Raw genomic sequence first — 25,591 nt, forward strand, 5'->3', positions numbered from 1 at the left:
CTTCATGTTCAACAAGATCCTGATTGCCAACCGCGGCGAGATTGCGTGCCGCGTCGCCGCGACCTGCAAGCGGCTCGGCATCGCGAGCGTGGCCGTGTATTCGGACGCGGACGCCAACGCAAAACACGTGGCCGCGTGCGACGAGGCGGTGCATATAGGCGGATCGACCGCGGCGGAAAGCTATCTGCGGGTCGAGCGCATCATCGAAGCCGCGCGTGCGACCGGCGCGCAGGCGGTGCATCCGGGTTACGGCTTCCTGTCGGAAAACGAAGATTTCGCGCATGCGTGCGAAGCGGCCGGCATCGTTTTCATCGGACCGCCGGTCGAAGCGATCGCCGCGATGGGCTCGAAGGCGGCGGCCAAGGCGCTGATGCACGCGGCCGCCGTGCCGCTCGTGCCGGGTTATCACGGCGACAATCAGGATCCGCAGTTGCTGCATCGCGAAGCCGATACGATCGGTTATCCGGTCCTGCTGAAAGCGAGCGCGGGCGGTGGCGGCAAAGGCATGCGCGTGGTCGAGCGCACGGAAGATTTCGCAGCGGCATTGGCTTCTTGCAAACGCGAAGCGGCCAGCAGTTTCGGCAATGATCGCGTGCTGATCGAAAAGTATCTGACGCGGCCGCGTCACGTGGAAGTGCAGGTATTCGCGGATCGTCACGGCGGCGCGGTGTATCTGTTCGACCGCGACTGCTCGGTGCAGCGGCGTCACCAGAAGGTGCTGGAAGAAGCGCCGGCGCCGGGGTTGTCGGCGGAAGTGAAGCGCGAGATGGGCGAAGCGGCCGTGGCCGCCGCGCGTGCGGTGAATTACGTGGGCGCGGGCACAGTCGAGTTCATCATGACCGCCACGGGCGACTTCTACTTCATGGAGATGAACACGCGCCTGCAGGTCGAGCATCCGGTCACGGAAATGGTGACGGGGCAGGACCTGGTGGAATGGCAACTGCGCGTCGCCGCCGACGAACCGCTGCCGCTCACGCAGCAACAACTGAAAACCGACGGCCACGCGCTCGAGGCGCGGATTTACGCCGAGCATCCGGCACGCGGCTTCCTGCCGTCGACGGGCACGCTCAAGCATTTGCGCATGCCCGAAGGCGTCGAATTCTCCATCGGCGAGCCGGACCGCAAGGCGCCGGTGCGTATCGACAGCGGCGTGCGCGAAGGCGACGCCATCACGCCGTTCTACGATCCGATGATCGCCAAGCTGATCGTTCACGGCGCGACGCGTGAAGAGGCGCTCGCGCGCATGAGTCGTGCGCTGCGTGCCTGCGAGGTGGTCGGGCCGCACACCAACGTCGAGTTCCTGCAACGCATCGTCGCGAGCGAACCGTTTGCGACCGGCGATCTCGATACGGGGTTGATCGAGCGTCATCACGATGCCTTGTTCGCGCCCGTGAAAAAGCCCTTCAGGGAAGCGCTGGCGCTCGCTTGCGCGGCATTGTTGACGCGTGAAGGCGGCACGGCGCATGGCGCGTCGCCGTGGGATGCACTATCGCACTGGCGCCTGAACGGCGGCTACACGCAGACGCTCGGCTGGCGCAGTATCGACAACAGCGGCGGAAACGAAAGCGAAAGCGTTTTCACGGTCACGTTCGCCCGCGACGGCATCACGCAAACGCTCGAACACGACGGTGTGCGCGAAGGCTTCAGCTGGTCGGAAGGCAACGGCCGGCACGAATACCGCGCGACGATCGGCGATGCGCGCGTAACCGGGCGTGTTTTCATCGACGGCGATACGTTTCACGTGTTCTGCCTCGGCGAGGCCTTGGCGTTCGAATGGCAGAATCTGCTCGCCCACGCCGCGGATGCTGAAGGCGGCGAAGGCCGCTTGACCGCGCCGATGCCGGGCAAGGTGATCGCCGTGCTGGTCGAACCGGGCGCGGTGGTGGAGAAGGGCACGCCGCTGATCGTCATGGAAGCGATGAAGATGGAACATACCATCGGCGCGCCGGCGGCAGGCACGGTAAGGGACGTGCTGTATGCGGTTGGCGATCAGGTCGCCGATGGCGCGCAGCTTCTGGTGCTGGAGGTGGGCTGACGGTATGACGTAGCGCCAGTGTTTAAGCGAGGCGCGTGTACCCGGCGGCGCGCGCTTCGTTTTCGAGTTGCTCGATGCGCTCGTAGTCGGTGAGCGGCAACGCGGAAAAACCCTTCAAACGCAGGCGTCTGGCACGCTCGGGCTGTGCGCGGTGTGCTTCGTTCAGTGCGTCGCGCAGCGTCTCGATCGTCGCGGCCGGCACGTTGTTGGAGGCAATCAAAGGCAATCCGGGCGATGCCGCCGTCACGCCGATTTGCCGGACCTTTTGCGCCAGTTCCGGCAATTCGTCGCAGACAAACGCGAACGTCACGCAGTCGATGGCGGCGACGTCCGCGCGATTGTCGACCACCGCACGCAACGATCCGAGATGCGAACCGGTGCGCAGGACCGCGCTGAAAAAAGCGTTGTTGCGCGCGAGCGGCGCCACCGCGTGGCGAAACACATTCATGCCGCTATTCGAATCGTCCTGATTGTAGGCGGCACGCGCGCCGCGGCACGCCGCAAGCGAATCGAAGCGCGCTTCTGCTCGCGTGACCAGCACGCTCGAATAATCCGCGCCTGCGCAGCCCGGCGCATCGAATTGCGGCGTGGCGACCACCTGAACCTGCTCGTTCAAGCCATGCATCAACGGATAGCCGCAGGTTTGCGAGAGCAGTACGTTGGGGCGCCGCCAGAAGCCATGCAATTCCTCGTCGGGCTCGACGATACGGCATGCCGGGCTCACCATGCGCAAGACGTCGTCCAGCCACTCGCGCCACACAGTGGCAAGCGCGGGCGTCACGTTGTACATCGGCAGGGCGGCGATCCAGGTCATGGACGCGATTCTGGCATACCTAATGTCTGACCATTCGAAATTCGTCGAGCCCGAGGCGTATGGGCTCGGTCTCCTTGAACGGCCACTTGCATTCCACCACCTTCAATATTTCCAGTTGCGAATCCTCGAACGCGACGAGCAAATCCTTGCGCCGCTTGCTCGCGGCCCCGCAATAGGTCATCAACGCCTCGGCGCTGACCTCGAAGACCTGCACCCGATCGTCATAACAGACGCGGAAGGCGACGGTTGCGCATTCCGTGACGCAGGGCCTGAATCCTTCATCGACATATACCGACATGACAACCTCCCGCCGCACGCCTGAGTCATCAGGATGACTGGCCGTAAGCTTACGGTATGTGGGAAAACCGGCATTTGCTATAAAAATGCCCGGCACACGCCTCATCTTACCGGTCGGAAACAGTATTCATCCACGTGGCCGCATGCGTAATCCGGTTTTGCGCCAGGACGCCGGAGTTGTCGTTCGGCGCTCCAGCGGCAGGCCGTCCGTCACAGCGACGTTCATGCCTACGGCAGAGCGGGCGGTGAATCAGGCAGTGAATTCGGCAGTGAATCCGGCAGTGAGTCAGGCAGTGAATCCGGCACCAAAGCCGCCCGTGACCCGGGCACCGAAGCCGGCGTCACGAACTGCGGCGCATAAGCGACTTCAGACCAAAGAAACGGTAACGCCTTGCGGCTGCGCCGCACCTCGGTGATGTGAAAGCGCACCAGCCGCTCGGCCAACGGAAACTCGGCCAGTTCCGAACCGTCCCAGACGATCTCTGCGCGAGCCGCGACGTACAGCAGGTCGCCGCTCGCGAAGTCGACGAACAGCAAGCCGGCGCGCGGATCGTGGAGCAGGTTGCCCAGCGTGTTGAAGAAGCGATTGCCCTTGAAATCGGGCGTTGTCAGCGTGATGGCGTCGTCAATGCGCACGAAGCCCGGCATGCCGCCGCGATGCGACACGTCGGCGCCGCGAGCCGGGCCGGCTTCTTCGCCGACGTTCGCGCTGGCGATAAAAAAAGTATCCGCGCCGGCCAGCAACGCGCGGTCTGCGTCGCTCAACTGGGTCGCCGTTTCAACGGGTGTGCGCACCCCGGCTTCGCTGCGCGCAACGAATGTCGGCGTACGGCTTTGAATATATTTTGCGCAGTTGCCGAAGCTTTGCATCACGTCGAGCATGACCGTATCGCCATCCACCGACGACACCACGCCGTTGACGCGATTGCGCCGGCGTGTCTGCGGCTGCAGGCCCAGGCCGCCGATCATCGTGCCTCGCTGCCAGCTGCCAGCCAGTGGATCGCCCGGTAAAACGCCGCCGTCGATCCGCAGAGTGCGCGGGTCAGGGGACGATACAAAGCCCGGTTCGGCCGCGCGCAGGGTTGCCCACGGCTGACCGTTTGCGTCGAGTCCGCCGAACACCATGAATGGCTGCTCGGAGAAAAACTTCCGATGCTGATCCGGCATATACCGGCGGATACCTCGGCGACCGCTCGACTCCGCCTCCTCGTTCACGCCCGCCCGCCGCTGCACCATGCGTTCGGCGCTGTGAAAGGGCGACTCGGCGGCGTCCCAACCGCGCGGCGCGCTGGGAGAAAGTTCAGACATAGCGGTCCCTGCCTGTTATGGCGTGTACGTTTGCCCGAATTACGCGGCGAGCAATCCCGCTTTCGTGGTGGGCATCGCGATGAAGCGTGGCAGCGCTTCGACGCGACGCAGCCATGCCCGGATGTTGGGGTACGGCTCGAGCGAGACGCCGCCTTCCGGCGCATGGGCAATGTATGTATGCGCGGCGATGTCGGCGATGCTCACGCGATCACCGGCGGCGAAATTTTTGCCGGCGAGTTCCGCGTCGAGCACGTCGAACAGCTTGAGGGCAATCTTCTGCGCGGTCTCGAGATTGAGCGGCGCGCCGAACACCGTGACGAGCCGGGCCGCACACGGTCCGTAAGCGATCTGCCCGGCTGCGAGCGAGAGCCAGCGCTGCACGGCGGCGGCGCCGAGCGCGTCTTCCGGCAGCCATGACGGATCGCCATAGCGTTTGGCCAGATAGACGAGGATCGCGTTGGAATCGAACAGCACCGTCTCGCCGTCTTCGATGGTCGGCACCTGGCCGAACGGGTTGAGCTTCAGGTATTCCGGGCGGCGATTGTCGCCGGCGCGCATGTTCAGCTCGACGACTTCAAAAGGCAGATCGAGCAGGCTCAGGAACAACTTGACGCGGTGTCCGTGCCCCGAAAGCAGCGTGGTGTAAAGGCGGATCGGCTGGGCGGGCTTGGCGGCAGACATGGAACGCTCCTGATGCGGGAAAGCCGACAATCGTCGGCTGGAATGAAGTCAGCGTACCCGCTCGCGGCGCGGCGCAGAAGCCTGCTAAGCTAGAAAACATAATCAATCGAAGATGGACAATCGGCGAATGGCAGACATACGGGATGTCAATCTGAACCGCCTTGCGATTTTTGTCGCGGTGGTGGAAGCGGGCTCCTTCACCGCGGCGGCGGCGCGTCTCGGCCTCACGAAAACAATGGTCAGCACGCATCTGCAGCGGCTCGAGCGCGAGATCGGCGCGGGCCTGCTGGTCCGAACGACGAGGCGGCTCAGCGTGACCGAAAGCGGGCGTGCCTTCTACGAGGCAAGTTGCAAGATCTTGCAGGCAGCCGAGGAAGCGCTATCGGCGGTGTCGGGGGAATCGGCGCCGTTGCGAGGCACGCTGCGCGTGAGTGCGCCGATCGACTATGGGGCCTTGGTGGTGGCGCCCGCGCTGGTCGAGATGCGTCGTGCGTATCCAGAGCTCGACATCGAACTGGTCAGCAACGATCACTACGTGGACCTGATCGCGGAGGGCATCGACGTGGCAATCCGTCTGGGGCAACTTGCCGACTCGGGCTACCGCGCGGTGAAGCTCGGCGGTTTCGTCAAATGGATCGTCGCGAGTCCGGCATTCATCGACACGTGGGGTAAGCCGAAGGCGCCGGCCGCGCTCGCCGCCATGCCGCATGTCGCATTGTCCGTGTTGCCGCATCCGCTGACGCTCGATCTGCAGCGTGCAAAAGGCGCAAGACAAAGCGTGCGCTGCGAGAACGCAATGCGGGTGAATACAGCCGATGCTGCACGCGCCGCGACGCTCGCGGGCGGTGGCTTCGGATTGCTGACTGATTTTTCGATCACGGCTGACGTGGCGGCGGGCCGGCTGGTCCGCCTGTTGCCTGACTGGGCCGGCAAGCCCAAGGGCATTTATGCGGTGTTTCCGCCTACCCGTTATCCGACGGCGAAGGTGCGCGCGCTGATCGATGTGATCAGAAAAAGGCTTGAATCGCCGGTGGAGGGCTAGCGTCGGCCGGATGGTTGCTGCTGGGCGGGCGGCGCGTTACGGCATCGGGTTTATCACTCCAGCAGATAACCGTATCGGATTTGCTTCGTTGTCGTGGCGCGCCTGCGCCGGTAAATTCGTCGGGTTACGCCCTTGCCGGCGTCTTTCGAACAGATTCGACGAAGAGTTTCCTGTGACGACTGCCTTTGTACCCACCGCCGCCGGCGTCGCTGGCGATGTCAACCAAGCCCGGCACATCGAAATTCGCGCCTTCGACGGCCCCGCCGGCGCGGAAGTGTTGGGTCTCGATCTCAGCAAGCCGCTGGGCCAGGACGATTTCGCGCGCATCCATCGTGCGCATCTGGACCATCACGTACTGGTGTTTCGCGATCAACGCATCACGCCGGATCAGCAGATAGCGTTCAGCCGCCGTTTCGGCCCGCTGCAGATTCACGTGCTGCATCAATTCCAGTTGCCGGGCTATCCGGAGGTGCTGGTCGTCTCGAACATCGTCGAGAACGGCCAGCCGATCGGTCTCGGCGACGCTGGTCACTACTGGCATTCCGATCTGTCGTACAAGGAGAAGCCGAGCCTCGGCTCGCTGCTGCATGCGCAGGAGCTGCCTTCGGAAGGTGGCGACACGCTGTTCGCCAACATGCACCTCGCGTGGGAAACGTTGCCGGCGCACCTGCGCAGCGCAGTGGAAGGGCGTTCGGCGGAGCACACGTATCTCGCGAAATACGCGGAATTGCAGAAACGCAGCCCGTGGCGGCCGAATCTGTCGGCGGAGCAGATCGCAGAGGTGAAGCCGGTCGTGCAGCCGATCGTGCGCACGCATCCCGAGACCGGGCGCCGCGCGCTCTTCGTCAGCGAGCATTTCACGACCCGTGTGATCGGCTTGCCGGAAGACGAGAGCAAGTCGCTACTCGAGGAAATTTTCGCGCACAGCGTGTGCCCCGAGCATCTGTACCGGCATCAATGGGCCGAACACGACATGGTGTTCTGGGACAACCGCTCATTGATGCATCTTGCGGCCGGCACGCCGGATCATCTGCGCCGCAAGCTGTATCGCACGACGATTGAAGGCGACGTGCCGTTCTGACGGCAACGCCGCCCGCCTTGACCCCACTCACATGCTGACCGGAGTTCCGATGCTTGCCCGATTTCGCCCGACCGCCGCGCGGTCGTTCTTTGCGCGCCGCTTGACCGCGGCGCTGCTGACTGTATCGATGGGTGTGGCGGGCTTCGGCGCAGCCGTACCCGCGCATGCCGAAGGGCAGATCCGCATCGCCGAACAGTTCGGTATCGTCTATCTGCTGCTGAACGTGGCGCGCGACCAGCAATTTGTCGAGAAAGAAGGACGTAAGCAGGGCCTCGATATCAAGGTCGACTGGGTGAAGCTCTCCGGCGGCGCCGCGGTCAACGACGCCCTGCTGTCCGGCGCGGTGGATATCGCCGGTGCCGGTGTCGGCCCCTTGCTGACGATCTGGGACCGCACGCACGGCAAGCAGAACGTGAAGGGCGTGGCGTCGCTCGGCAATCTGCCGTATTACCTCGTCAGCAACAATCCCAACGTCAAGACGATTGCCGACTTCACCGAGAAAGACCGTATCGCGTTGCCGGCTGTCAATGTGTCGGTGCAATCGCGCGTGCTGCAATACGCGGCGGCGAAGCGCTGGGGCGACAAGGATTACAACCGCCTTGACAAGTTCACGCAGGCGCTGCCGCATCCCGACGCGGCCGCGGCGATCATCGCGGGCGGCACGGAAATCACCGGACACTTCGGCAATCCGCCGTTTCAGGAGCAGGAACTTGCCGGCAATCCGAAGGCGCACATCGTGCTGAATTCATACGACGTGCTGGGTGGCCCGAGCTCGGCGACCGTCCTGTATGCGACGGAAAAATTCCGCGACAACAATCCGAAGACCTACCGCGCATTTGTCGATGCGCTGGCGGATGCCGCACGCTTCATCTCGGCGAATCCCGACGCCGCAGCCGATATCTACGTCCGCACGAATCAGTCGAAGATCGACCGCAATCTGCTGCTGAAGGTCATCAAGGATCCCCAGGTGCAATTCAAGGTCGCACCGCAGAACACCTTCGGACTCGCGCAGTTCATGTATCGCGTCGGCGTCATCAAGAACGAGCCGAAGTCATGGAAGGACTATTTCTTCGACGATCCGGCAACCGCGGCGGGAAGTTGAGCGTGATCTTCTTCCCGGGCTTCGCCGGCTATGCATCGACCCGCGCGGTCGCGTTACAGGGAGCAATCTGATGGTGGCAAATCCTACCGTGCTGTTTCCGGAGGGTGTCGGGCAGGCTGCTACCGCGACCAGCGAAAGGCTGCTTGCGGTCGAGCATGTCAACCTCGAATACCGCACGCGCGAGCGGATCGTTCGCGCAACCCATGACGTGAGTTTCGATGTCTATGGCGGCGACCGCTTTGTGCTGCTGGGTCCGTCGGGTTGCGGCAAGTCGACCTTGCTCAAAGCCGTGGCCGGGTTCATCCAGCCGACGTCCGGCAGTATCGCGCTTGAAGGCGTTGCCGTGCGAGGTCCCGGCGCCGATCGTATCGTCGTGTTTCAGGAATTCGACCAGTTGCCGCCGTGGAAAACGGTTTTGCAGAACGTTGCGTTCCCGCTGCGCGTGGCGAAGAAGCTTTCGCGTGCCGAAGCCAAAGAACGCGCGCTGCACTATCTCGACAAGGTGGGGCTTGCTTCGTTTGCCAACGCTTATCCGCATACGTTGTCGGGCGGTATGAAGCAGCGCGTCGCGATTGCCCGCGCGCTGGCGATGCAACCGCGCGTGCTGCTGATGGACGAGCCGTTCGCCGCGCTCGATGCGCTCACGCGCCGCAAGATGCAGGAAGAACTGCTGCGTCTGTGGGAAGAAGTCAACTTCACGCTGCTGTTCGTGACGCACTCGATCGAGGAGGCATTGGTGGTCGGCAACCGTATCCTGTTGTTGTCGCCGCATCCGGGGCGCGTGCGTGCCGAACTGAACAGCCATCAGTATTCGCAGGATAGTTTTGGACGCAGCGATTTTCTGCACAGCGTTGCGCGTATCCATCGCCTGTTGTTCGAGCAGACGGAGGCCGTGCAATGAGTTCACCCGCCACCTTGTTGCCGCCGGTTCGCGAGGAGTACGAGCGTCCGCTCGAACCGCTCGGCGAGCTCGTGCTTGAGGCGCCGTTGCCGCTCGGCAAGCGCATCTTCGCGCAAGGCTGGTTGCGCAAGACGCTGATAGCGCTGGTGTTGATCGCCATCTGGGAAATCGCCGCGCGCGCGATCGACAACGATCTGCTGCTGCCCACGTTTGGGGCAACGTTCAGCGCGTTCGTCCAGGGCGTGTGGTCCGGCGAGCTGCTGCGGAAAACGGCTGTATCGATGTCCGTGCTATTGCGCGGCTATCTGCTCGGCGCCGCACTCGCGTTCGTGCTGACCTCGCTCGCCGTGTCGACGCGCCTGGGGCGTGATGTTCTGTCGATGCTGACGGCGATGTTCAACCCGTTGCCTTCCATCGCGCTGTTGCCGCTCGCTTTGCTCTGGTTCGGTCTGGGTACCGGCAGCCTGCTGTTCGTGTTGGTGCACGCGGTGCTGTGGCCGCTCGCGCTCAATACCTACTCGGGTTTTCAATCGGTGCCGGCGACGCTGCGTATGACAGGGCGTAACTACGGCCTTACCGGCATGCGCCATGTGCTGTTGATCCTGGTGCCGGCCGCCTTGCCGTCGATCCTGGCTGGGTTGCGCGTGGGCTGGGCCTTTGCGTGGCGCACGCTGATCGCCGCGGAACTCGTATTCGGTGCGAGTTCCGGCAGCGGCGGGCTTGGCTGGTACATCTTCCAGAATCGCAACGAGTTGTACACGGATCGCGTTTTCGCAGGGCTGGCCGCGGTCATCGTGATTGGCTTGCTGATCGAGCATCTGGTGTTCGATACGCTCGAGCGCGTGACCGTTCGCCGGTGGGGCGTGCAGCACTAACGGTCCGATGCCGGTGACAACGATTCAGCGTGACCGCGGTGGCGATGCGGTTGACGACATTGCCTGCTGTGTCGAACGCGTCGGCCACACCGCTATCGCAACGAATCGAGCGATGCTTACGGCTTGCATGTTGGCGAAAAAAAAGTGATTGGCGATGGAATAGCCACCGTGTCCCGGCTGTTCTGTGAAGGTGGCTACGACTGACTGGGAGTCGGACGGTGGCCGCGCTGACCCCACACTGACGGTAACCATCATGCTGAACTCGCTCATCTCCCGGCGTCGTCTGATTGCAACCGGCTCGCTGGCTTCGATCGGTGTCTCGCTTTCCCGATTCGCTTTCGGCCAGACGGCCGGCACCTCGTCGAGTCAAACGCCTGCCGGCACGAAGCCCACGCTCAGCGTCGTGCCTGCTTACCTTGGCGCATCGCCCCAAACGCTGCCACCATTGCCTTATGCGGAGAACGCACTCGAACCGACCATCTCCGCGCGCACAGTCGGCATTCACTACGGCAAGCACCATCGGGCCTATTTCGACAATTTGCACAAGCTGCTGGCCGGCACGCCGCTCGAACAGGCGTCGCTCGAACAGATCATCGTGCAGTCGCACAATCAGCCGGCGCTGGCTGACGTGTTCAACAACGCGGCGCAAGCGTGGAATCACAACTTCTACTGGAATTCTCTGAGTCCCACCGCGACGGCGCCGAGCGCGAAATTGCAGGCGGCTATCGAACGCAAGTTCGGGTCCATGGAAGCGCTGTCGAAAGCGCTCGTCGCGACGTCGGCGTCGCAATTCGGCAGCGGCTGGGGATGGTTGGTCGTCGATCGTGGCGAACTGGCGGTCGTCAAGACGGGCAATGCGGAAACGCCGTTCACGGCCGGCCTTGCGCCGCTCCTCACGGTCGACGTTTGGGAACACGCGTACTACCTCGACTATCAGAATCGCCGTCCGGACTACCTGGTGGCCACCGTTTCGCGTCAGTTGAACTGGGCGTTCGCATCGGCCAATTTCGAGCGCGTCTAAACCGGCACCGGAGACGTCGGACGTTCGATACGTGCAGCGGGGTCAAACAGTTGGCGCTGCGATGCCGGCGTCGTCGTGCACGACACAAGGCCAGGCCGGTCACTCGCCGTATCTTGCGACCTACGTTTTCTATCGGTGGTCTTGAGCATTCACTTACAATGTCGAGGCTATGCGCGGGATAGCCGCATTCCGCGCACAGGCAGATGCCACACTGGATTTGCGCCTGCATGGGCGTGCCGGCAGGCGTTCTTGCGCGCTTCGCTATTTTCTGTGGGCGTGCGGCGGCGGTGGTTGGGCTAACGTTGTAGAATCGGCGGGCCCACCGGCAATGGCAGGTTTTTTGGCCGCCTCGCCTGCCCGCAACCCCTGCTTTCAGCCAGTCAATCATGTCAACAGCAGATGCCGAGAATCTGCCCAGTTTGCTGCCGGCCATGCTGCCGAGGCTGTGGGCTTTCTCCCTGCGCTTGTGCGGGAACCAGCACGACGCCGAGGATGTACTTCAGCGTGCCTGCGTGCGTGGGCTCGAGCGTGCCAGCCAATTGCAGCCGGGCACGTCACCCCTGAGCTGGATGTTTTCCATTGTCCACTCCACGTGGATCAATGAGCTGCGTGCGCGTAACGTGCGCAGCCGTTCAAGCATGGAATGGGACGACAACTTTCTCGAGACCGTGGCAGACCCCGGTGCACGGAATCCGGAAGCGACCATGCTGAGCGGCGAGATCATCGCGGCCGTCGAGCGTCTGCCGGAGGCACAACGGATCGTGATGCTGCTGGTGGCGGTCGAAGGGTTGAGCTACGCGGAAGCGGCCGACACGCTCGGCGTGCCGATCGGCACGATCATGAGCCGGCTGTCGCGCGCGCGGCAGACGATCGGTGCGCAATTCGGCGAGGGTGCGCCGCGTGAAGCGCGTTCGGCCGGCGGCAGTCAGGGAGGGGAGCGATGAATATTGATGACGCCATCCTGCTGGCCTACGTCGACGGCGATCTGCCGAGCGACGAGTGCGCGAAAGTCGAGCGTTTGATCCACGATTCCGCCGAGGTCGCGTCGCGGGTGTCGATGCTGCGCGCGTCGCAACTGCCCTATAAGGACGCGTTCGACCAGCAGTCGTTGCCGCCCGTGCCCGAATCGCTGACCCGAAGTGTCGAAGAACTGATTCGTCAGCACGCCGCGAAGGCCTCCGCGCAACATGCCGCCGAATCCACGGTTCCCGCCGCTGCCACTGCTGGAGACGAACCGGAAGCGTTGCTCGGCACGAACGTACATCGCCTGAAGTCGAAGTCGCGCGCCAAGGCGCTGCCGGGGCTGTCGTGGCCGAAGCTCGCGGTCGCATTCGTCGCGGGCGCATTCTGCTGCGGCCTCGCGTTGCGGCTGGTGCCGCAACTGGCGGGCGGCAGCGGCACGTTCAGCACCGCGTCGAACGATTCCGGCATGACGCCGTGGATCAAGGCGGCCGCGGGTTATCAGCAGCTCTATACGCGCGACACGGTCGCGCTGCTGCAACCCGACACGAAGACGACGGCCGCTATTCTCGGAGACATTCGCCATGTCGACGACATTGCAATGGAGATTCCCGATCTGCGCCGCCAGGGCCTCACGTTCAAGCGCGTGCAGCGCTTGCGCTTCCATGACAAGCCGCTGGTGCAAATCGTCTATTTGCCGGAGAACGGTAAGCCGGTCGCGTTGTGTGTGCTGAAAGAAGCGAAGGCCGACGCGGCGCCGTCAGCCGGCAATGTACAGGGCATGGACGTGGTCGCATGGCGGCGCGGGCAGCTTGGCTACGCGCTGATCGGCGAGCACGGCAGTGTCGATCTCGACGCGCTCGGCAAGGAGCTCTACAAAGGCGAGGTCACGACCAGCATCAGCGGCATCGGCATGGATGGCGATGTTCCCCGTTCCTGATCCGGCCGCCTTGGCTTGCATTCCATGGCCCCCGACGACAGCCAACTGATCGCCTATGCCGACGGCGAACTCGGCGCGGCCGAGGCGGCGTCGGTGGAGCGCGTGCTGGTTGGGTCGCCCGATCTGCGGCAAAGCGTCGAATGGCTGCGCGCGTCGCGTCTTCCGTATCGCGAAGCGTTCGCGGCGCAGACGCTGCCGCCGTTGCCGGACGAACTCCGGCGCTGCATCGAAGCGCTTGCGAGCGCCTCGATGCAGCAGCAGGGCGATCAGATGCCCGCGCAGTCGGCGCAGCACTCGCGGCCGCGCGCATGGCTCATTGCCGCGTTTGTCGCGGGCGCATTCAGCGCGGGCCTCGTGCAGTGGTTCGGCGGGATCTGGCCCGGCGCGTCCGGCAACGGTGCGGCGAGCGTCTCCGTGACTGCTCCCCGGCCGTGGGTCGATGCCGCGCTGGATTATCAGCAGATGTACTCGCGCGAAACCGTCGCGTATGTGTCGCCTGATCCGGCGGTGTCGGCCGATACCGTTGCGGCGATTCGCAAGGTCGACGGCATCCCTTTGCGCATGCCGGATCTGCAGCGGGTCGGGTTGTCGTTCAAATCAGTCGAGCGTCTGCGTTACAACGGCAAGCCGCTCGTTCAGATCGTCTATCTGCCGGGCCATGGCACGCCCGTCGCGTTGTGCGTGATGAAGGATTCAAGGCCGGATCAGCCGATCGCGCAACGGCAGTCGCACGGCATGACCGTCGTGAGCTGGCGGCGCAATGAACTTTCGTACGCGTTGATCGGCCAGCCGGACTCGGGTGACCTGCCGGCGATCGCCCGGCAGATTGCCGAAGGCGAGGTCGACGCGTTGTTCGCTACACGCGATATCGCATTGCGCGATGCCGGTTGATCAGGACTTCAGTGCGCATTGCCCGCCACAATCGACTTTTCCTGATCCCGACGGGTACGTTGAAGCGCCCGGTGTGATGCCGTCAGCGTTACTCGACTTCCAGTAGCTCGATCAACTGCGCAAGGAATCCCTTCAGCGTAGCCGACAGCATGCGCCCGGACAACGTCTGGATCTGCACGCTGCGCAGTGCCATGGCGGGATGGTCGATCGGTATCGCAACGAGTCCATCCTTGGTGAGCTGCGCCCGCACCGCAAAGCGGCTCGTCAGGGACACGGCGCCGGAGATCTGTGTAAAGACGTGCAAGGTACTTGAGTTATTGCAGGTCAGGACCGGATCGAACAGCAGCCCATCGAAACTGGACGCCATGTCGAACATCTGCCGGATCGTCGTGCCCGGATCGAGCAGCGCAATGGGAAAGTGCTGCAGGTCGGAGAGCGATACCTTGCTGCGCGCAGCAAGATCATGATTGCGCCGCATCAACGCATAGATCGGCGAGCTGCGCGTGTACTCCACGCAAATCTCCGGGTCGCGCAAGACACTGAAGGTCAATCCGATATCGGCATCGCCGTTGCATACGCGTAGTGTCACGTCCTGGGGGGCTGTCACGCTCAGTTCGAAACGCGTGCCGGGTGATTTCTCCAGATAGCGTGCGATCGCGCGGGGCAGTATGTCCCGTGCGAAAGCCTCCGATGAGGCGATACGAATCGTGCTTCGGTCAAATGAGGCGAGCGCGTTGATTTCGTCGAGCACCTGCTCGCCTTCAAGCAGGGTTCTGCGTACATGAGCGGCCAGCAGCTCGCCGGCCTTGGTTAGCGCCATGCCGCGCGGTTGCCTTTCGAATAGCGGATACCCGACCTCGTCTTCCAGTTTCGCGATCTGCCGGCTGATCGCCGAGATCGTTACGTGCAATTTCTCAGACGCCTCTCCCAATGAACCCGTATTCGCAACGGCCAGGAAGTAACGAAGAGAAACGCTGTGCATGGAGGCCCCGCTGGGTTTGCACTTTTGGAAATGGGAGGCCGCAAATAAGTCAATTGTGGTCTGACTTTTGGGTTCGTACGCTTGATCCATCGAAGAAATCGCGAGCACCGTAGAACCCTACAGGCGACGAACATGATGACACGTGACAAAGCGATCGACAACGCCATTTCATATTTCGATTCGGGTGAGTTTCTTCAGGATCTGAGACGCCGGGTCCGTATGGCAACCGAGAGTCAGGAAGCCTCGGCTATGCCCACACTCTGGAACTATCTGGGTCACGAGCTCACGCCTTTGGTGGAGCGACTCGGATTCAAATCGCGCGTCGTGGAGAATCCGTTCGAAGGCGGTGGTCCGTTCCTGCTTGCGACCCGTATCGAAGACCCGGTTCTGCCCACCGTCCTCATGTATGGGCATGGCGACGTCGTGCGGGGACAGGAGAACCAATGGAAGAATCAGATGCGCCCATGGGACATCACCATAGAAGGCGACCGCTGGTATGGGAGGGGGACCGCGGATAACAAGGGCCAACATACGATTAACCTGGCTGCGCTGGAACAGGTCTTGACCGTGCGAAAGCAGAGGCTCGGTTTCAATGTCAAGCTGCTCATCGAGATGGGTGAAGAGGTGGGGTCCCCGGGACTCGAGGCGATTTGCGAACAGAATAAGGACTTCCTCGCCGCAGATCTCCTGATCGCTTCCGATGGCCCGCGTGCCAGTGCCGCCACGCCCTGCGTCTTTCTCGGTTCGCGCGGATTCGTCAACTTTACGCTCTCGGTGAACCTGCGTGACGGCGCCCATCATTCCGGCAACTGGGGCGGATTGCTGCGCAACCCAGGCACCGTACTAGCGAGCGCGATTGCGTCGATTGTCGATGCCCGTGGCCGGATACTGATCGATGCCTTGAAACCCGGAAGTATTCCGGAGGCGGTGCGTCAGGCGCTAAGAGGTATCGCAATCGGCGGTGGGCCGAACGACCCGGAGATCGATCCTGATTGGGGTGAGCCGTCCTTGAGTCCTCAGGAGCGCGTCTATGGCTGGAACGCACTGGAGGTCCTGGCGTTCACCACGGGCAATCCCGCCAATCCAGTCGGAGCCATTCCGCCAACCGCTCGTGCGCATTGCCAGCTCAGGTATGTGGTGGGCACCGACTGCGAGCATATCGGCGCTATCTTGCAAGCCCATTTCAGGGAACACGGTCTTGAGCATGTCGAGGTCGAGATCGGCGAACAGATGGGCGCGACCCGCGTGTCCACTGATGATCCATGGGTTGAATGGGCGCTCGGGTCGCTCAGGCGAACGACTGGAAAGAAGCCCGACCTGCTGCCTAACCTGGGCGGGTCGCTGCCCAACACGGTCTTTACGGAAATTCTCGGCTTGCCAACGATCTGGATTCCTCACTCATATGGCGCTTGTTCGCAGCACGCGCCGAATGAACATCTGCTTGTCAGCGTTGCGCGCGAGGCACTGCAGATCATGGCCGGTCTCTTCTGGGATCTCGGGGAAACGGGTTCGGCGGTTCGAGACCACCGTATGCGGCGGGAAACTTCCAGAGAATTGACGTAAATCCTCCTGCTCGATCGAATGCTTCGCCAGCCACTGGAGAGTCAAATGCATACTGCTGCAACCGTAGGTGAAACCGATTCGATAGAAACAAAGTCTTCGAGCTTCAACAGGATCATATTGGCCGCATCGATAGGCAATGCGCTTGAATGGTTCGACATACTTATCTATGGGTTTTTCGCCACCATCATTGCGAAGACGTTTTTCCCGGCAACGGATGCCACGATCTCACTCCTTGTGACGCTCGGTACGTTTGGCATTTCATACCTCGTCAGACCGGTTGGTGCGCTCGTGCTCGGATCCTACGCGGATCGGCATGGCCGCAAAGCGTCGATGATGGTGTCGATCGTCATGATGATGGTGGGTACCGCGATCATCGCCCTGATGCCGAGCTACGCGAGTATCGGCATTGCGGCACCGATTGCAGTCGTGTGCGCACGCCTGATCCAGGGGTTTTCGGCGGGAGGCGAATTTGGCAGCACAACGGCGTTTCTGGTTGAACAGGCACCGGAACGAAAGGGCTTCATTGCCAGCTTCCAGTTCGCCAGCCAGGGGCTGAGCTATCTGCTTGCGGCGGGCTTCGGGGCGGTCCTGACGAATACGCTCGATAAGGCTTCGCTCGATGCCTGGGGTTGGCGTCTCCCATTTTTATTCGGGATCTTGATCGGACCTGTGGGCTTCTATCTGCGCAAGCATATTCACGAGAGCCCCAGTTTTCTGGAGGCCAAGCCGGAGGAGTCGCCGGTCAGAACCGTGCTGGCGCACCAGAAATTCCGCATGCTTCTGGCCATTGGCATACTGGTCCTGTCGACCGGGACCAGTTACGTCATCCTTTACATTCCGACCTACGCAAGCCGTCAGCTCCACCTTCCCGAGAGCTTTGGTTTCATCGCTACGGCGCTCACGGGAGCCATTCTCACGTTCGTCACGCCGTTCGTCGGCCATCTCTCCGATCGTATCGGCCGGGTTCGGATGATGACCTGGGCCGGTATCGTTTTTACGGCGACTGTTTACCCTATTTTTAAAAGTCTGGGTGAGCATGCCGGTCTTGGCGCCCTCATGGCGATGATGGCGTGGGTGGGGCTGCTGAAAGCGGTCTATTTCGGAGCCTTGCCGGCATTGATGGCCGAGACTTTCCCGATTGAAACGCGGGCGACCGGCATGGCGCTCAGCTACAACATCGGCGTGACCATTTTCGGCGGCTTCGCGCCGCTCGTCGTGACCTCGCTGATTCTTGCGACGGGCAGCAAACAGGCGCCTGCCTTTTATCTGATGGTGCTGGGCGTTATCAGTCTGCTTGCGTTGTGGCAATGTCGCAAGACGTTAAATCTGCGCTAGTCGTCATTGAATCCGGCGCGGATCGGCGCGGCTTTGACTGCCGTAGGCGCCCTGGAGCGCGGTTTGTCTTTGACATTCAGGCGCGGAGCTGCAAGCCGCTCGCGAGCACCGGTGAAGGGTTAGAAGATCCCTGAAAACCTCGCGATAGAGACATGCAGCAATTTTTTCAAACAGAATCGGGCGATAGCGCGCGTTCGCCGCTAACCGCCGGGCCGAAGGGCACCCCAAATCGCGCGCGGATCTGCCTGAGCTGCGCAGCTTCCAGGGCTGACCCTTTGCTCAGCTCGACGTATGAGCGGCAAGCGCGAAAATTGCCGAACGGTAAGAACGCTGGCGAACCGTAATTGCGCAGACAGTCGACACGGCAATTTTCTGGACAACGCTCGCCCATTCCTGCTCGTCAGGTCCGCCATTGCTGCCATTTGTCCGATGAAAGCCGTGATCAGTCGTTTATCATGGCTGGCTCACGTCGTTTGCAGGATCAGTCAGTAAGTATGATGAATACCCGAAAGATTTTGATGATTATTGGAGCGTTCCTGCTCGGATCAGCAGGAGCCACGTACTTGATGCTCCTTCAGGCGGACCGCCGCTCAATGGCAGAAGTCACGGCAGCCATGGATGAGTCCGCACGCCGTCCCGTCGTCGATTCGCGCGTCGGCGGTCACTTGACGGAAGGCAGCATCGACCAATCGAAGTCGTCCGGCGCAATTACGAAAAGCACTGCGATCGCTCAGGAACCGGTGGTTCCCGCTCCGGCTTCTGCTCTGGCAATAGGACCTGCGTCCATGACGGCCGCGCCCGCATCCAGTCCGGCCTCCGCACGAGTCACGGCGCAACTGAAACCGGAGGCACAACCGAAGCAGGTGCCGTCGACGGCAGTCGCGTCGGTGAACGTGCAGGACTCGGGTGCGCCGAAGTTGGTTCCGGCGCAGCGCGCCCTGCGTGGACGAGACGGTCTTGACCGTCGCGCGACACCGGAAACGGACGAACTGGTCAGGGAATCGGCGAAGCTCGATCCATCGCTGCCTCCGCCGGATATGTCGGCCGCTCGCGCCGCCATGGACCAACGTAGCTTCACGCCAGGCACGGGTTCGAATCCGGTCGCGGCCGCGATGACGGATCAGCTCGTCAGAGATTCGGCGAAGCCCGATTCTTCGCTGCCGCCACCCAAGTAACCGATTTCTCCGTTAGCACGTGCGGCTACATGAACTCTCCCAGCACTTGAGCACCGCGCTCCAGCGCTTGGTATAAGGCGCCCGAAGCAAGCGAATTGGCTGTCGCCGTCTACAGTATCGGCCATTTGGCGACGTTCGAAGTTCGGGCCAGATCGTTGGCACCCATTGGCGGGCGCGGACACAAGAAAGGAAAAGCAATAGGACGGTGGGCGCAGAGGCAAAACTTGCTGCAACCGTTCGGCCCCTTACTTGCGGACAACCTCTGATTTAGCGTGCTCGTGGTTCAGAGGAAAGCTAGTCATTGCACCTCGCCGCAGAGATTGACGTTGCTATACGTTGACCATACACCTGAAGATTCATGCCATGTTCGACGGTCGTGAATCGATGGATTGCGTGCTCGCCAGCGGGGCACCGATACACATCGTCTCTTGCGATGTAGATAAAGTCGGCCTTCCTAAAGAGATCTTTCTTCCGCGATGCGGACGTGAGCGGCTTGGGAAGCCACCTTTTCGCTTACCCGTCGGAACCGTTTGCACCCGGGGACCCATGGCGTTGGCCGCGTCGCGGCGGTAGGCGACGGTGTGTTGTCGGCGACCGCAACCAGTTCGCATGGGGACGCGCCAAGATCGGTCTGTCAACGAGTACGCAAGCACGTAGATGCAACTGTGCTATCGGTCGCGGCTCTTGCGCGGCATACGGGGCAGCGGGGACGAATTCAGGCAACGAAGCTGCCGGCCAGAAAACAGTGTTGGGGCGCGAGCGATGTCGTCCGTGATTGGGCTCGCTGCGGTGCACCGGTCGTACTTCCTGCTGTCCCGTATGGGCTGTCGGATTGGTAGCCCAGGCGCCGCTCTGACTGCGGAGGTGGTTGTGTCGGCTTCTGCAATCTACTCAAAACGCCGTTCAGGTGATACTCGCTTACCCTCCGGCGCAACGAGTATGAGACCTTCCAGGTAGCCTGAAACGATTGACCGGCGTGTACTAGAGTGTACTTACGATGCCTTCAATGGAGTTTCTTCCATGGATACTCACTCGATTCTGGGCATGATTCATGCCGAAGAGGCTTTACTGGTCTCCATCGTACGCTCGTTGTCACCGGAGATAAGACGCACGGTCGCCAACGATTTTCATGAGCAAGTCCAGCTCGCTGAGACTTCGCATCTGAATCCGACAACCGATCGGGAAGCGAGCGACGCGTTCAAGGCACATATCAGAAGGTTGTCGATCATGCTTGCCTCGCTGTCGTGAAGAGAAGTCGACCCGTCCGGGGCTCCACGTGTGGCGTGCGCGAGTGAATTGCATTTGCGTCTTGCGCCGACCATACTTGCTCCGTCGTGCATCTACGGGCGAACGCCAATGAACCGTAACGATTCCCAGCTCCAAGGATCGGAGAACAGGCATCCCGACGATCACAATCACGACGGCAGTGCGCTGTCGGAGGCTGATCTGCGTGTCCGCGCGCTTGAATCCCTGCTGGTGGAGAAGGGGTACGTCGATCCCCATGCGCTGGAAGCGCTGATCGAGACATACGAGCATAAGGTCGGGCCGCGCAATGGCGCGCGCGTAATCGCGAAGGCATGGCGCGACCCGGCATACAGACAATGGCTACTCGAAGACGCTACTGCAGCAATCGCTTCGCTCGGATACAGCGGCAGGCAGGGTGAACACATGGTCGTGCTGGAAAACACGCCTCGCGTGCACAACATGGTGGTGTGCACATTGTGCTCATGCTATCCGTGGCCGGTGCTCGGGCTTCCGCCGGTCTGGTACAAGTCGGCGCCTTACCGGTCTCGAGCGGTCATCGATCCGCGCGGCGTATTGAAGGAGTTCGGCTTCGAATTACCTGCCGATACCGAGTTTCGCGTTTGGGACTCTACTTCCGAGGTCCGCTATCTGGTGTTGCCTATGCAGCCTCCCGGAACCACGGGTTTCTCTGAAGAAGCGCTAGCTGAACTGGTGACACGTGACTCGATGATCGGCACGGGATTGCCGAAGACGCCAGAAGCGCAACGGGAGTTGCCATGAACGGTGCGCAAGATCTTGGTGGCATGCAATCGTTCGGTCCGATACGCCCGGAAATCGACAGTCCGGTCCTTCACGCGGACTGGGAGCGGCGCGTGCTGGCGATCACGTTGGCGATGGGCGCAGTCGGCAAGTGGAACATCGACATGTCTCGCGCCGCTCGGGAGAGTTTGCCGCCTGCGCAATACCTCGCCAGCAGTTACTTTGAGATCTGGCTCGAAGGACTGCAAAAGCTGCTGCAGGATACGGGCTTGGTGACGGCGGAAGAAATCGGCAGCGGTGAGTCCGGGAATGCGGCGGTGCCGGTCCCCCGGGTGTTGATGGCTAACGAGGTCGCTGCCGCCCTGCGGCGAGGCAGCCCCGTCGATCGCTCCGTGGCCGCCAAGGCCCGCTTTAACGTTGGCGACGAAGTGCTGACCCGTCAGTTCAATCCATCCACCCACACTCGTCTGCCGCGTTATTGCCGAGGCAGACGAGGACGCATCATCGCAGTCCACGGTGCACACGTTTTTCCCGACACCAATGCGATTGGTCTCGGCGAACGACCGCAGTGGCTCTACACGGTGCGCTTCGATGCTTCTGAACTCTGGGGAGCGGATACGACTGCGGCATCGGTCTGCGTCGATTGCTGGGAACCTTATCTCGACTATCCAGGCGCTATGCCTGCCTAAGATGACCCATCCCCCGGCGGATCTTCCCGAACTGCGTGCGGCGTTGCCGGCATTGCCATGTGACGACGCAGGGCCCGTCTTCAAGGCGCCGTGGGAGGCTCAGGTGTTCGCGATGACCCTGATCTTGCACGAGCGCGGCGAATTTACGTGGACAGAATGGGCGCTATTTCTGAATCAGGCGATCCGCGATGCGCAGGCCGCCGGCGACCCGGATCTTGGCAACACCTACTACAGTCATTGGCTGACGGCATTGGAGCGCATTAGCGACTTCAAGGGACTGCTTACAGGCGACATGCTTCTGCAGCGTCAGAACGAGTGGGACATTGCCGCTCGACGCACACCGCATGGCCAGCCGATTGTGTTGGAGTGAAGGCGAGTCCCTCATGTGGGTATGAGAGGCTTACGAGTAGTGCTCATAGCGCGACGCCAGTGGAGCAGTTTTTTTCTCTTCGGCTATCGCGGGTCCGGTCGCAAGGCGGATGTACACGCAGTTCCGTAGGCGGCCAACGACTATCAGGTCGCTTGCAGCCAGACGAAACCACGTCCAACAGATTCGCGCGCGTTCTCAGTGATTATGTTCCCGCGGGCGATCACCACCCGCTCAAACGGCCATTCCAATATGTGGTCTATCGACTCACGTGCCAATTTACGATCGCGGTAGAGGAAGCGAAGTGGCGGACTCCACGTGAGCTGCCAGGGCTAACTCAGGCGATGACCTTCTGCTCTCCGGCAGCCTGCTCGCGCATGCGACGGGCTTCGTCGCGCAGGAACTGCTGGTAATCGTCCAGATCGCCGTCGAAGGGCTCGACGCCACCCTTGGTGACGAGCCAGAACTCGTCACATACCGCGCGCAGCAGGGAACGGTCGTGACTGACCAGCATCACTGTGCCTTCGAATTCGTTGAGTGCCATGCCTAGCGCTTCGCGTGTGGCCAGGTCGAGGTGGTTGGTAGGCTCGTCGAGCAGCAGCAGGTTGGGGCGCTGCCACACGATCATGCACAACACGAGCCGCGCCTTTTCGCCACCGCTCATCGTGCTGACCGCCTGATGGACCATGTCGCCACTGAAGTTGAAGGTGCCGAGGAAGGTGCGAAGCGATTGTTCGGTGCCACTCTGGCCGGGGGCACGCATGTGCGCCGGCGTGTCCTTGGCAAGGCGGATCATGTGTTCCATCGGCGTATCGAGAGGACGCAGCACGTCGAGTTCCTGCTGGGCGAAGTAGCCGATGTTCAGGCCTTTGCCTTCGCTGATTTCGCCGGCAATCGGCGCCAGCTCGTGTGCCACCGTCTTCACCAGAGTGGACTTGCCCTGGCCGTTGGCACCGAGAATGCCGATGCGCTGCCCGGCCAGCACGGATCGGTTGATGCCCCGCACGATAACCGTCGGCGGCGTGCCCGGCGGTGCGCCGGTCGGCGCCGCGTAGCCGAAGCTCGCGTCCAGCATCGACAACAGCGGGTTCGGGACGTTGAGCGGCTCCTTGAACTCGAAGGTGAACTCCGCGTCGGCAAGCACCGGTGCGATCTTCTCCATGCGTTCGAGCGCCTTGACCCGGCTCTGCGCCTGCTTCGCCTTCGAGGCCTTGGCCTTGAAACGGTCGATGAATTTCTGCAGGTGGGCGATCTTGTCCGCCTGCCTGGCCACCGCGGCCTGCTGCAACACGAGTTGCTCGGCGCGCATGTCTTCGAACTTGCTGTAATTGCCGCCATAACGCACCAGCTTGGCGTTGTCGACGTGCACCGTCACCTGCGTCACCGCGTCGAGGAATTCGCGATCGTGGCTGATCACGACCAAGGTTCCTTGATAGCGCTTGAGCCACGCTTCCAGCCAGACCAAGGCGTCGAGGTCGAGGTGATTGGTCGGCTCGTCGAGTAACAGCAAGTCGGACGGGCACATGAGCGCGCGCGCCAGTTGCAGTCGCATGCGCCAGCCGCCGGAGAAACTGTTGACCGGCTGGCTAAGCTGCGCGGCACTGAAGCCAAGGCCCAGGATCAGCGCCTGGGCACGTGCGGGGGCATCATGTGCACCGGCGTCGTGCAGGGCCATGTAGGCGTGTGCCATGCGCATGCCGTCGTCGCTGGCCTCAGCGGCGGCTACTTCGGCCTGCGCGGCCAGCAGTACAGTGTCACCGTCGATGACGAAGTCGGTCGCACTCTGCTCGGTCTCCGGCATCTCCTGCGCGACCTGGCCCATCTTCCATGCAGCGGGAATCGAGAACTCGCCGCCGTCTTCGTGCAGCGTGCCGTTGAGAAGGCCGAAGAAGGACGACTTGCCGGCGCCATTGCGGCCGACAAGGCCAATCTTTTCGCCGGGGGTGAAGGTGACGGACGCGCTGTCGAGTACGACATTGACGCCACGGCGCAGCGTGACATTACGGACGGAAATCATAAGGAGCTACTTCGAGGAGGATAGGCATGATAGCCGAACGGAAGTACAGGGCTGTCTCTTTTCTGGCCGCACGAGTGAAGAGTCGCTTGCGCTTTGCGGCGCCCTCGGCCACAAAGCAAGGCGAGCACTGGCGCACCGGGCGTTGCGGCTGCGGGGCCAGCGAACAGACGGTGAGTGACGGCTTCTGGCCGATAGCACCAGCTCGGCGAACGCTCTCTAGAGCGGCCGTTGGACTCATCAACGGCAGCTTTCCGGCAAGCGGGGCGAATGCGCGCTCACGGCCGATGAGCTGTCATTGGGGCAAAAATTCCTGGCGACCGCTGAACGTGCAAATCGGACGCGTTCACCGATAGACCGCACACAGAAGACACGCCAGTGCCTAACGCCGCTCAAGTGCTTTGCCGATCGATGATGGTAAAGCCGGTGTCGATTTTCACCTGGGTTCGCACTACTTCGGAGCGCGGAACGGCAGCGAAGCGCGCGAGCAAGGCCTCTGCCGCCTTCGCACCAATGGTTATGCCGTCGATGCGAACCGTGGACAACGCAGGATAGACATGTGCCGCCGTACTCAGATCGCCGAAGCCCATGACTGCAAGTTCATGCGGCACACTTAACCGACGGCTTGCCGCTTCAGCGAGCACGCCCTGAGCCAGCGTGTCCGAACTGCAGACAATTATGTCTGGCGTCGAGGCGGCCAGGATCCGGCCGAGACCTTCCCGGCCGGCCTGCAAGGTCGCGGGGGCAGGGAGGACCTCGAAAGCCGGCTCAGCAACGCCAAGCCTTGCCAACTCGCTTTTGATGCTTTCGCAGCGGCGCAGGCCGCGTGGGTCGTCTACGGAGACGATGCCGAATTTCCGATAGCCTTTGTCGAACAGGTGTCGGGCCACCTCTGTACCGACCTGCTCGTGCGAGAACCCGATCACCATGTCTATCGGCGTGTCGGTGAGGTCCCAGATCTCGACGACGGGAATTTTTGCTTTCGATAGCCGGTCGACCGTCGCATCGGAATGACGGGTGCCGGCGAGCACGATGCCATCTGGCCGTCGGCCAAGGATCGCTTCGACAAGCGCCTCTTCGCGCGCCGTCGAATAGGCGGTGAGCCCCAGCAACGTCTGGTAGCCCGAAGACGTCAGGCCGTCCATCAGTGACTGGACGGTGTCCGCAAAGATCGAGTTGGCAATCGTCGGGAGCAGGATGGCGACCAGCTTGCTCCTGTTGCTGGCAAGTCCTCCAGCGAGCATGTTGGGCACGTATCCTGTCGCGCGAACCGCATCGAGCACCTTTTTCTGTGTATCGCTGCGCACGAGTTCCGGTCGATGGAGTGCGCGGGACACGGTCATCGGCGCGACACCTGCCACACGAGCCACGTCGATCAGTGTCACGCTCTCGCCCGGGTTCGCTGGCACCGCCGGCTCCCGCTCAATCCTCTTTGTCATCGATTTGCCCTGTTGGCGGTTCGTTCGCGTCGTGCGGTGCCGTAAGCCGCACGGGTTAGCTCAAATTCTTTGCAA

The 25,591-nt window shown here is 62.1% G+C and carries 24 protein-coding genes and 2 pseudogenes; 18 read left to right on the plus strand and 8 right to left on the minus strand.

Translation table 11 applies throughout. The features are described from left to right. Positions 1-4 precede the first annotated feature (4 nt). Positions 5-2,035, plus strand: a complete 2,031-nt coding sequence (locus DSC91_RS05210) for an acetyl/propionyl/methylcrotonyl-CoA carboxylase subunit alpha (RefSeq protein WP_115777140.1) — start codon at positions 5-7, stop codon at positions 2,033-2,035. Between the two features lie 22 nt (positions 2,036-2,057). Here the strand turns inward: DSC91_RS05210 and DSC91_RS05215 are convergent, their stop codons facing one another. The 4 genes and pseudogenes from DSC91_RS05215 to DSC91_RS05230 all read right to left on the minus strand — a co-directional run bounded on the left by DSC91_RS05215 (position 2,058) and on the right by DSC91_RS05230 (position 5,135). After that, entirely contained in the window at positions 2,058-2,849 is a 792-nt protein-coding gene (locus DSC91_RS05215; protein ID WP_115777141.1) for a phosphate/phosphite/phosphonate ABC transporter substrate-binding protein, read from the minus strand. Between the two features lie 19 nt (positions 2,850-2,868). Then, complete coding sequence (locus DSC91_RS05220) at positions 2,869-3,147, minus strand: DUF1488 family protein (RefSeq protein ID WP_115777142.1); 279 nt, start codon at positions 3,145-3,147, stop codon at positions 2,869-2,871. A gap of 344 nt (positions 3,148-3,491) precedes the next feature. Continuing rightward, positions 3,492-4,454 (minus strand): annotated as a pseudogene (locus DSC91_RS05225) (pyridoxamine 5'-phosphate oxidase family protein); the annotation flags it as partial. A gap of 39 nt (positions 4,455-4,493) precedes the next feature. Next, complete coding sequence (locus tag DSC91_RS05230) at positions 4,494-5,135, minus strand: glutathione S-transferase family protein (RefSeq protein WP_115777144.1); 642 nt, start codon at positions 5,133-5,135, stop codon at positions 4,494-4,496. A 127-nt stretch (positions 5,136-5,262) separates the two neighbouring features. Here DSC91_RS05230 and DSC91_RS05235 point away from each other — a divergent pair, with 127 nt between their 5' ends. From DSC91_RS05235 to DSC91_RS05280, 10 genes are all read left to right on the plus strand, one after another. Next, a complete protein-coding gene (locus DSC91_RS05235; protein ID WP_115777145.1) occupies positions 5,263-6,177 on the plus strand; it encodes a LysR family transcriptional regulator in 915 nt (304 codons plus the stop codon). Positions 6,178-6,349: 172 nt separating this feature from the next. After that, complete coding sequence (locus DSC91_RS05240; protein WP_115777146.1) at positions 6,350-7,258, plus strand: TauD/TfdA dioxygenase family protein; 909 nt, start codon at positions 6,350-6,352, stop codon at positions 7,256-7,258. A 49-nt stretch (positions 7,259-7,307) separates the two neighbouring features. Continuing rightward, positions 7,308-8,360: an ABC transporter substrate-binding protein gene (locus DSC91_RS05245; protein WP_115777147.1), complete on the plus strand. Its 1,053-nt coding sequence runs from the start codon at positions 7,308-7,310 to the stop codon at positions 8,358-8,360. A 70-nt stretch (positions 8,361-8,430) separates the two neighbouring features. After that, positions 8,431-9,261 carry an ABC transporter ATP-binding protein gene (locus DSC91_RS05250; protein WP_115777148.1) on the plus strand — a complete coding sequence of 277 codons (831 nt, stop codon included), beginning with the start codon at positions 8,431-8,433 and terminating at the stop codon, positions 9,259-9,261. After that, positions 9,258-10,136 carry an ABC transporter permease gene (locus DSC91_RS05255; protein ID WP_115777149.1) on the plus strand — a complete coding sequence of 293 codons (879 nt, stop codon included), beginning with the start codon at positions 9,258-9,260 and terminating at the stop codon, positions 10,134-10,136. The genes DSC91_RS05250 and DSC91_RS05255 overlap by 4 nt, the downstream gene beginning before the upstream one ends. A 403-nt stretch (positions 10,137-10,539) precedes the next feature. Next, on the plus strand, positions 10,540-11,157 hold the full coding sequence (locus tag DSC91_RS05260) for a superoxide dismutase (RefSeq protein WP_229758250.1): 618 nt from the start codon (positions 10,540-10,542) through the stop codon (positions 11,155-11,157). Next, entirely contained in the window at positions 11,141-11,302 is a 162-nt protein-coding gene (locus DSC91_RS05265) for a DUF3455 domain-containing protein (RefSeq protein ID WP_115777151.1), read from the plus strand. Before DSC91_RS05260 ends, DSC91_RS05265 begins: the two co-directional genes overlap by 17 nt. A gap of 241 nt (positions 11,303-11,543) precedes the next feature. Beyond that, positions 11,544-12,101: an RNA polymerase sigma factor gene (locus DSC91_RS05270; protein WP_115777152.1), complete on the plus strand. Its 558-nt coding sequence runs from the start codon at positions 11,544-11,546 to the stop codon at positions 12,099-12,101. Next, on the plus strand, positions 12,098-13,057 hold the full coding sequence (locus tag DSC91_RS05275) for an anti-sigma factor (protein ID WP_115777153.1): 960 nt from the start codon (positions 12,098-12,100) through the stop codon (positions 13,055-13,057). The genes DSC91_RS05270 and DSC91_RS05275 overlap by 4 nt, the downstream gene beginning before the upstream one ends. A gap of 24 nt (positions 13,058-13,081) precedes the next feature. After that, a complete protein-coding gene (locus DSC91_RS05280; protein WP_115777154.1) occupies positions 13,082-13,948 on the plus strand; it encodes an anti-sigma factor family protein in 867 nt (288 codons plus the stop codon). An 88-nt stretch (positions 13,949-14,036) separates the two neighbouring features. On the opposite strand, the gene DSC91_RS05285 is transcribed toward DSC91_RS05280, so the two are convergent. Then, positions 14,037-14,930: a LysR family transcriptional regulator gene (locus DSC91_RS05285; RefSeq protein WP_115777155.1), complete on the minus strand. Its 894-nt coding sequence runs from the start codon at positions 14,928-14,930 to the stop codon at positions 14,037-14,039. A gap of 135 nt (positions 14,931-15,065) precedes the next feature. On the opposite strand from DSC91_RS05285, the gene DSC91_RS05290 reads away from it, so the two are divergent. The 3 genes from DSC91_RS05290 to DSC91_RS05300 all read left to right on the plus strand — a co-directional run bounded on the left by DSC91_RS05290 (position 15,066) and on the right by DSC91_RS05300 (position 19,003). Then, entirely contained in the window at positions 15,066-16,493 is a 1,428-nt protein-coding gene (locus DSC91_RS05290) for a M20 family metallopeptidase (protein WP_115779700.1), read from the plus strand. A gap of 45 nt (positions 16,494-16,538) precedes the next feature. Further along, positions 16,539-17,828 (plus strand): MFS transporter, encoded by a 1,290-nt coding sequence (locus tag DSC91_RS05295; protein ID WP_115777156.1) that lies wholly within the window; start codon positions 16,539-16,541, stop codon positions 17,826-17,828. A gap of 593 nt (positions 17,829-18,421) precedes the next feature. Then, a complete protein-coding gene (locus DSC91_RS05300) occupies positions 18,422-19,003 on the plus strand; it encodes a hypothetical protein (protein ID WP_229758234.1) in 582 nt (193 codons plus the stop codon). Positions 19,004-19,345: 342 nt separating this feature from the next. Here DSC91_RS05300 and DSC91_RS05305 read toward each other — a convergent pair. Further along, positions 19,346-19,513 (minus strand): annotated as a pseudogene (locus DSC91_RS05305) (IS5/IS1182 family transposase); the annotation flags it as partial. 510 nt (positions 19,514-20,023) lie between these two features. On the opposite strand from DSC91_RS05305, the gene DSC91_RS05310 reads away from it, so the two are divergent. The 4 genes from DSC91_RS05310 to DSC91_RS05325 all read left to right on the plus strand — a co-directional run bounded on the left by DSC91_RS05310 (position 20,024) and on the right by DSC91_RS05325 (position 22,066). Beyond that, positions 20,024-20,251 carry a hypothetical protein gene (locus DSC91_RS05310; RefSeq protein ID WP_115777158.1) on the plus strand — a complete coding sequence of 76 codons (228 nt, stop codon included), beginning with the start codon at positions 20,024-20,026 and terminating at the stop codon, positions 20,249-20,251. A 108-nt stretch (positions 20,252-20,359) separates the two neighbouring features. Next, positions 20,360-21,028 carry a nitrile hydratase subunit alpha gene (gene nthA, locus DSC91_RS05315; protein ID WP_115777159.1) on the plus strand — a complete coding sequence of 223 codons (669 nt, stop codon included), beginning with the start codon at positions 20,360-20,362 and terminating at the stop codon, positions 21,026-21,028. Continuing rightward, complete coding sequence (nthB, locus tag DSC91_RS05320; RefSeq protein WP_115777160.1) at positions 21,025-21,696, plus strand: nitrile hydratase subunit beta; 672 nt, start codon at positions 21,025-21,027, stop codon at positions 21,694-21,696. The genes nthA and nthB overlap by 4 nt, the downstream gene beginning before the upstream one ends. A gap of 1 nt (position 21,697) precedes the next feature. Further along, positions 21,698-22,066, plus strand: a complete 369-nt coding sequence (locus DSC91_RS05325; RefSeq protein ID WP_115777161.1) for a nitrile hydratase accessory protein — start codon at positions 21,698-21,700, stop codon at positions 22,064-22,066. Between the two features lie 334 nt (positions 22,067-22,400). Here the strand turns inward: DSC91_RS05325 and DSC91_RS05330 are convergent, their stop codons facing one another. Then, positions 22,401-24,080 (minus strand): ABC-F family ATP-binding cassette domain-containing protein, encoded by a 1,680-nt coding sequence (locus DSC91_RS05330; protein WP_115777162.1) that lies wholly within the window; start codon positions 24,078-24,080, stop codon positions 22,401-22,403. A gap of 389 nt (positions 24,081-24,469) precedes the next feature. After that, positions 24,470-25,516: a LacI family DNA-binding transcriptional regulator gene (locus tag DSC91_RS05335; protein WP_115777163.1), complete on the minus strand. Its 1,047-nt coding sequence runs from the start codon at positions 25,514-25,516 to the stop codon at positions 24,470-24,472. Positions 25,517-25,591 lie beyond the last annotated feature (75 nt).

Source organism: Paraburkholderia caffeinilytica (assembly GCF_003368325.1).
Taxonomy (GTDB): Bacteria; Pseudomonadota; Gammaproteobacteria; order Burkholderiales; family Burkholderiaceae; genus Paraburkholderia; species Paraburkholderia caffeinilytica.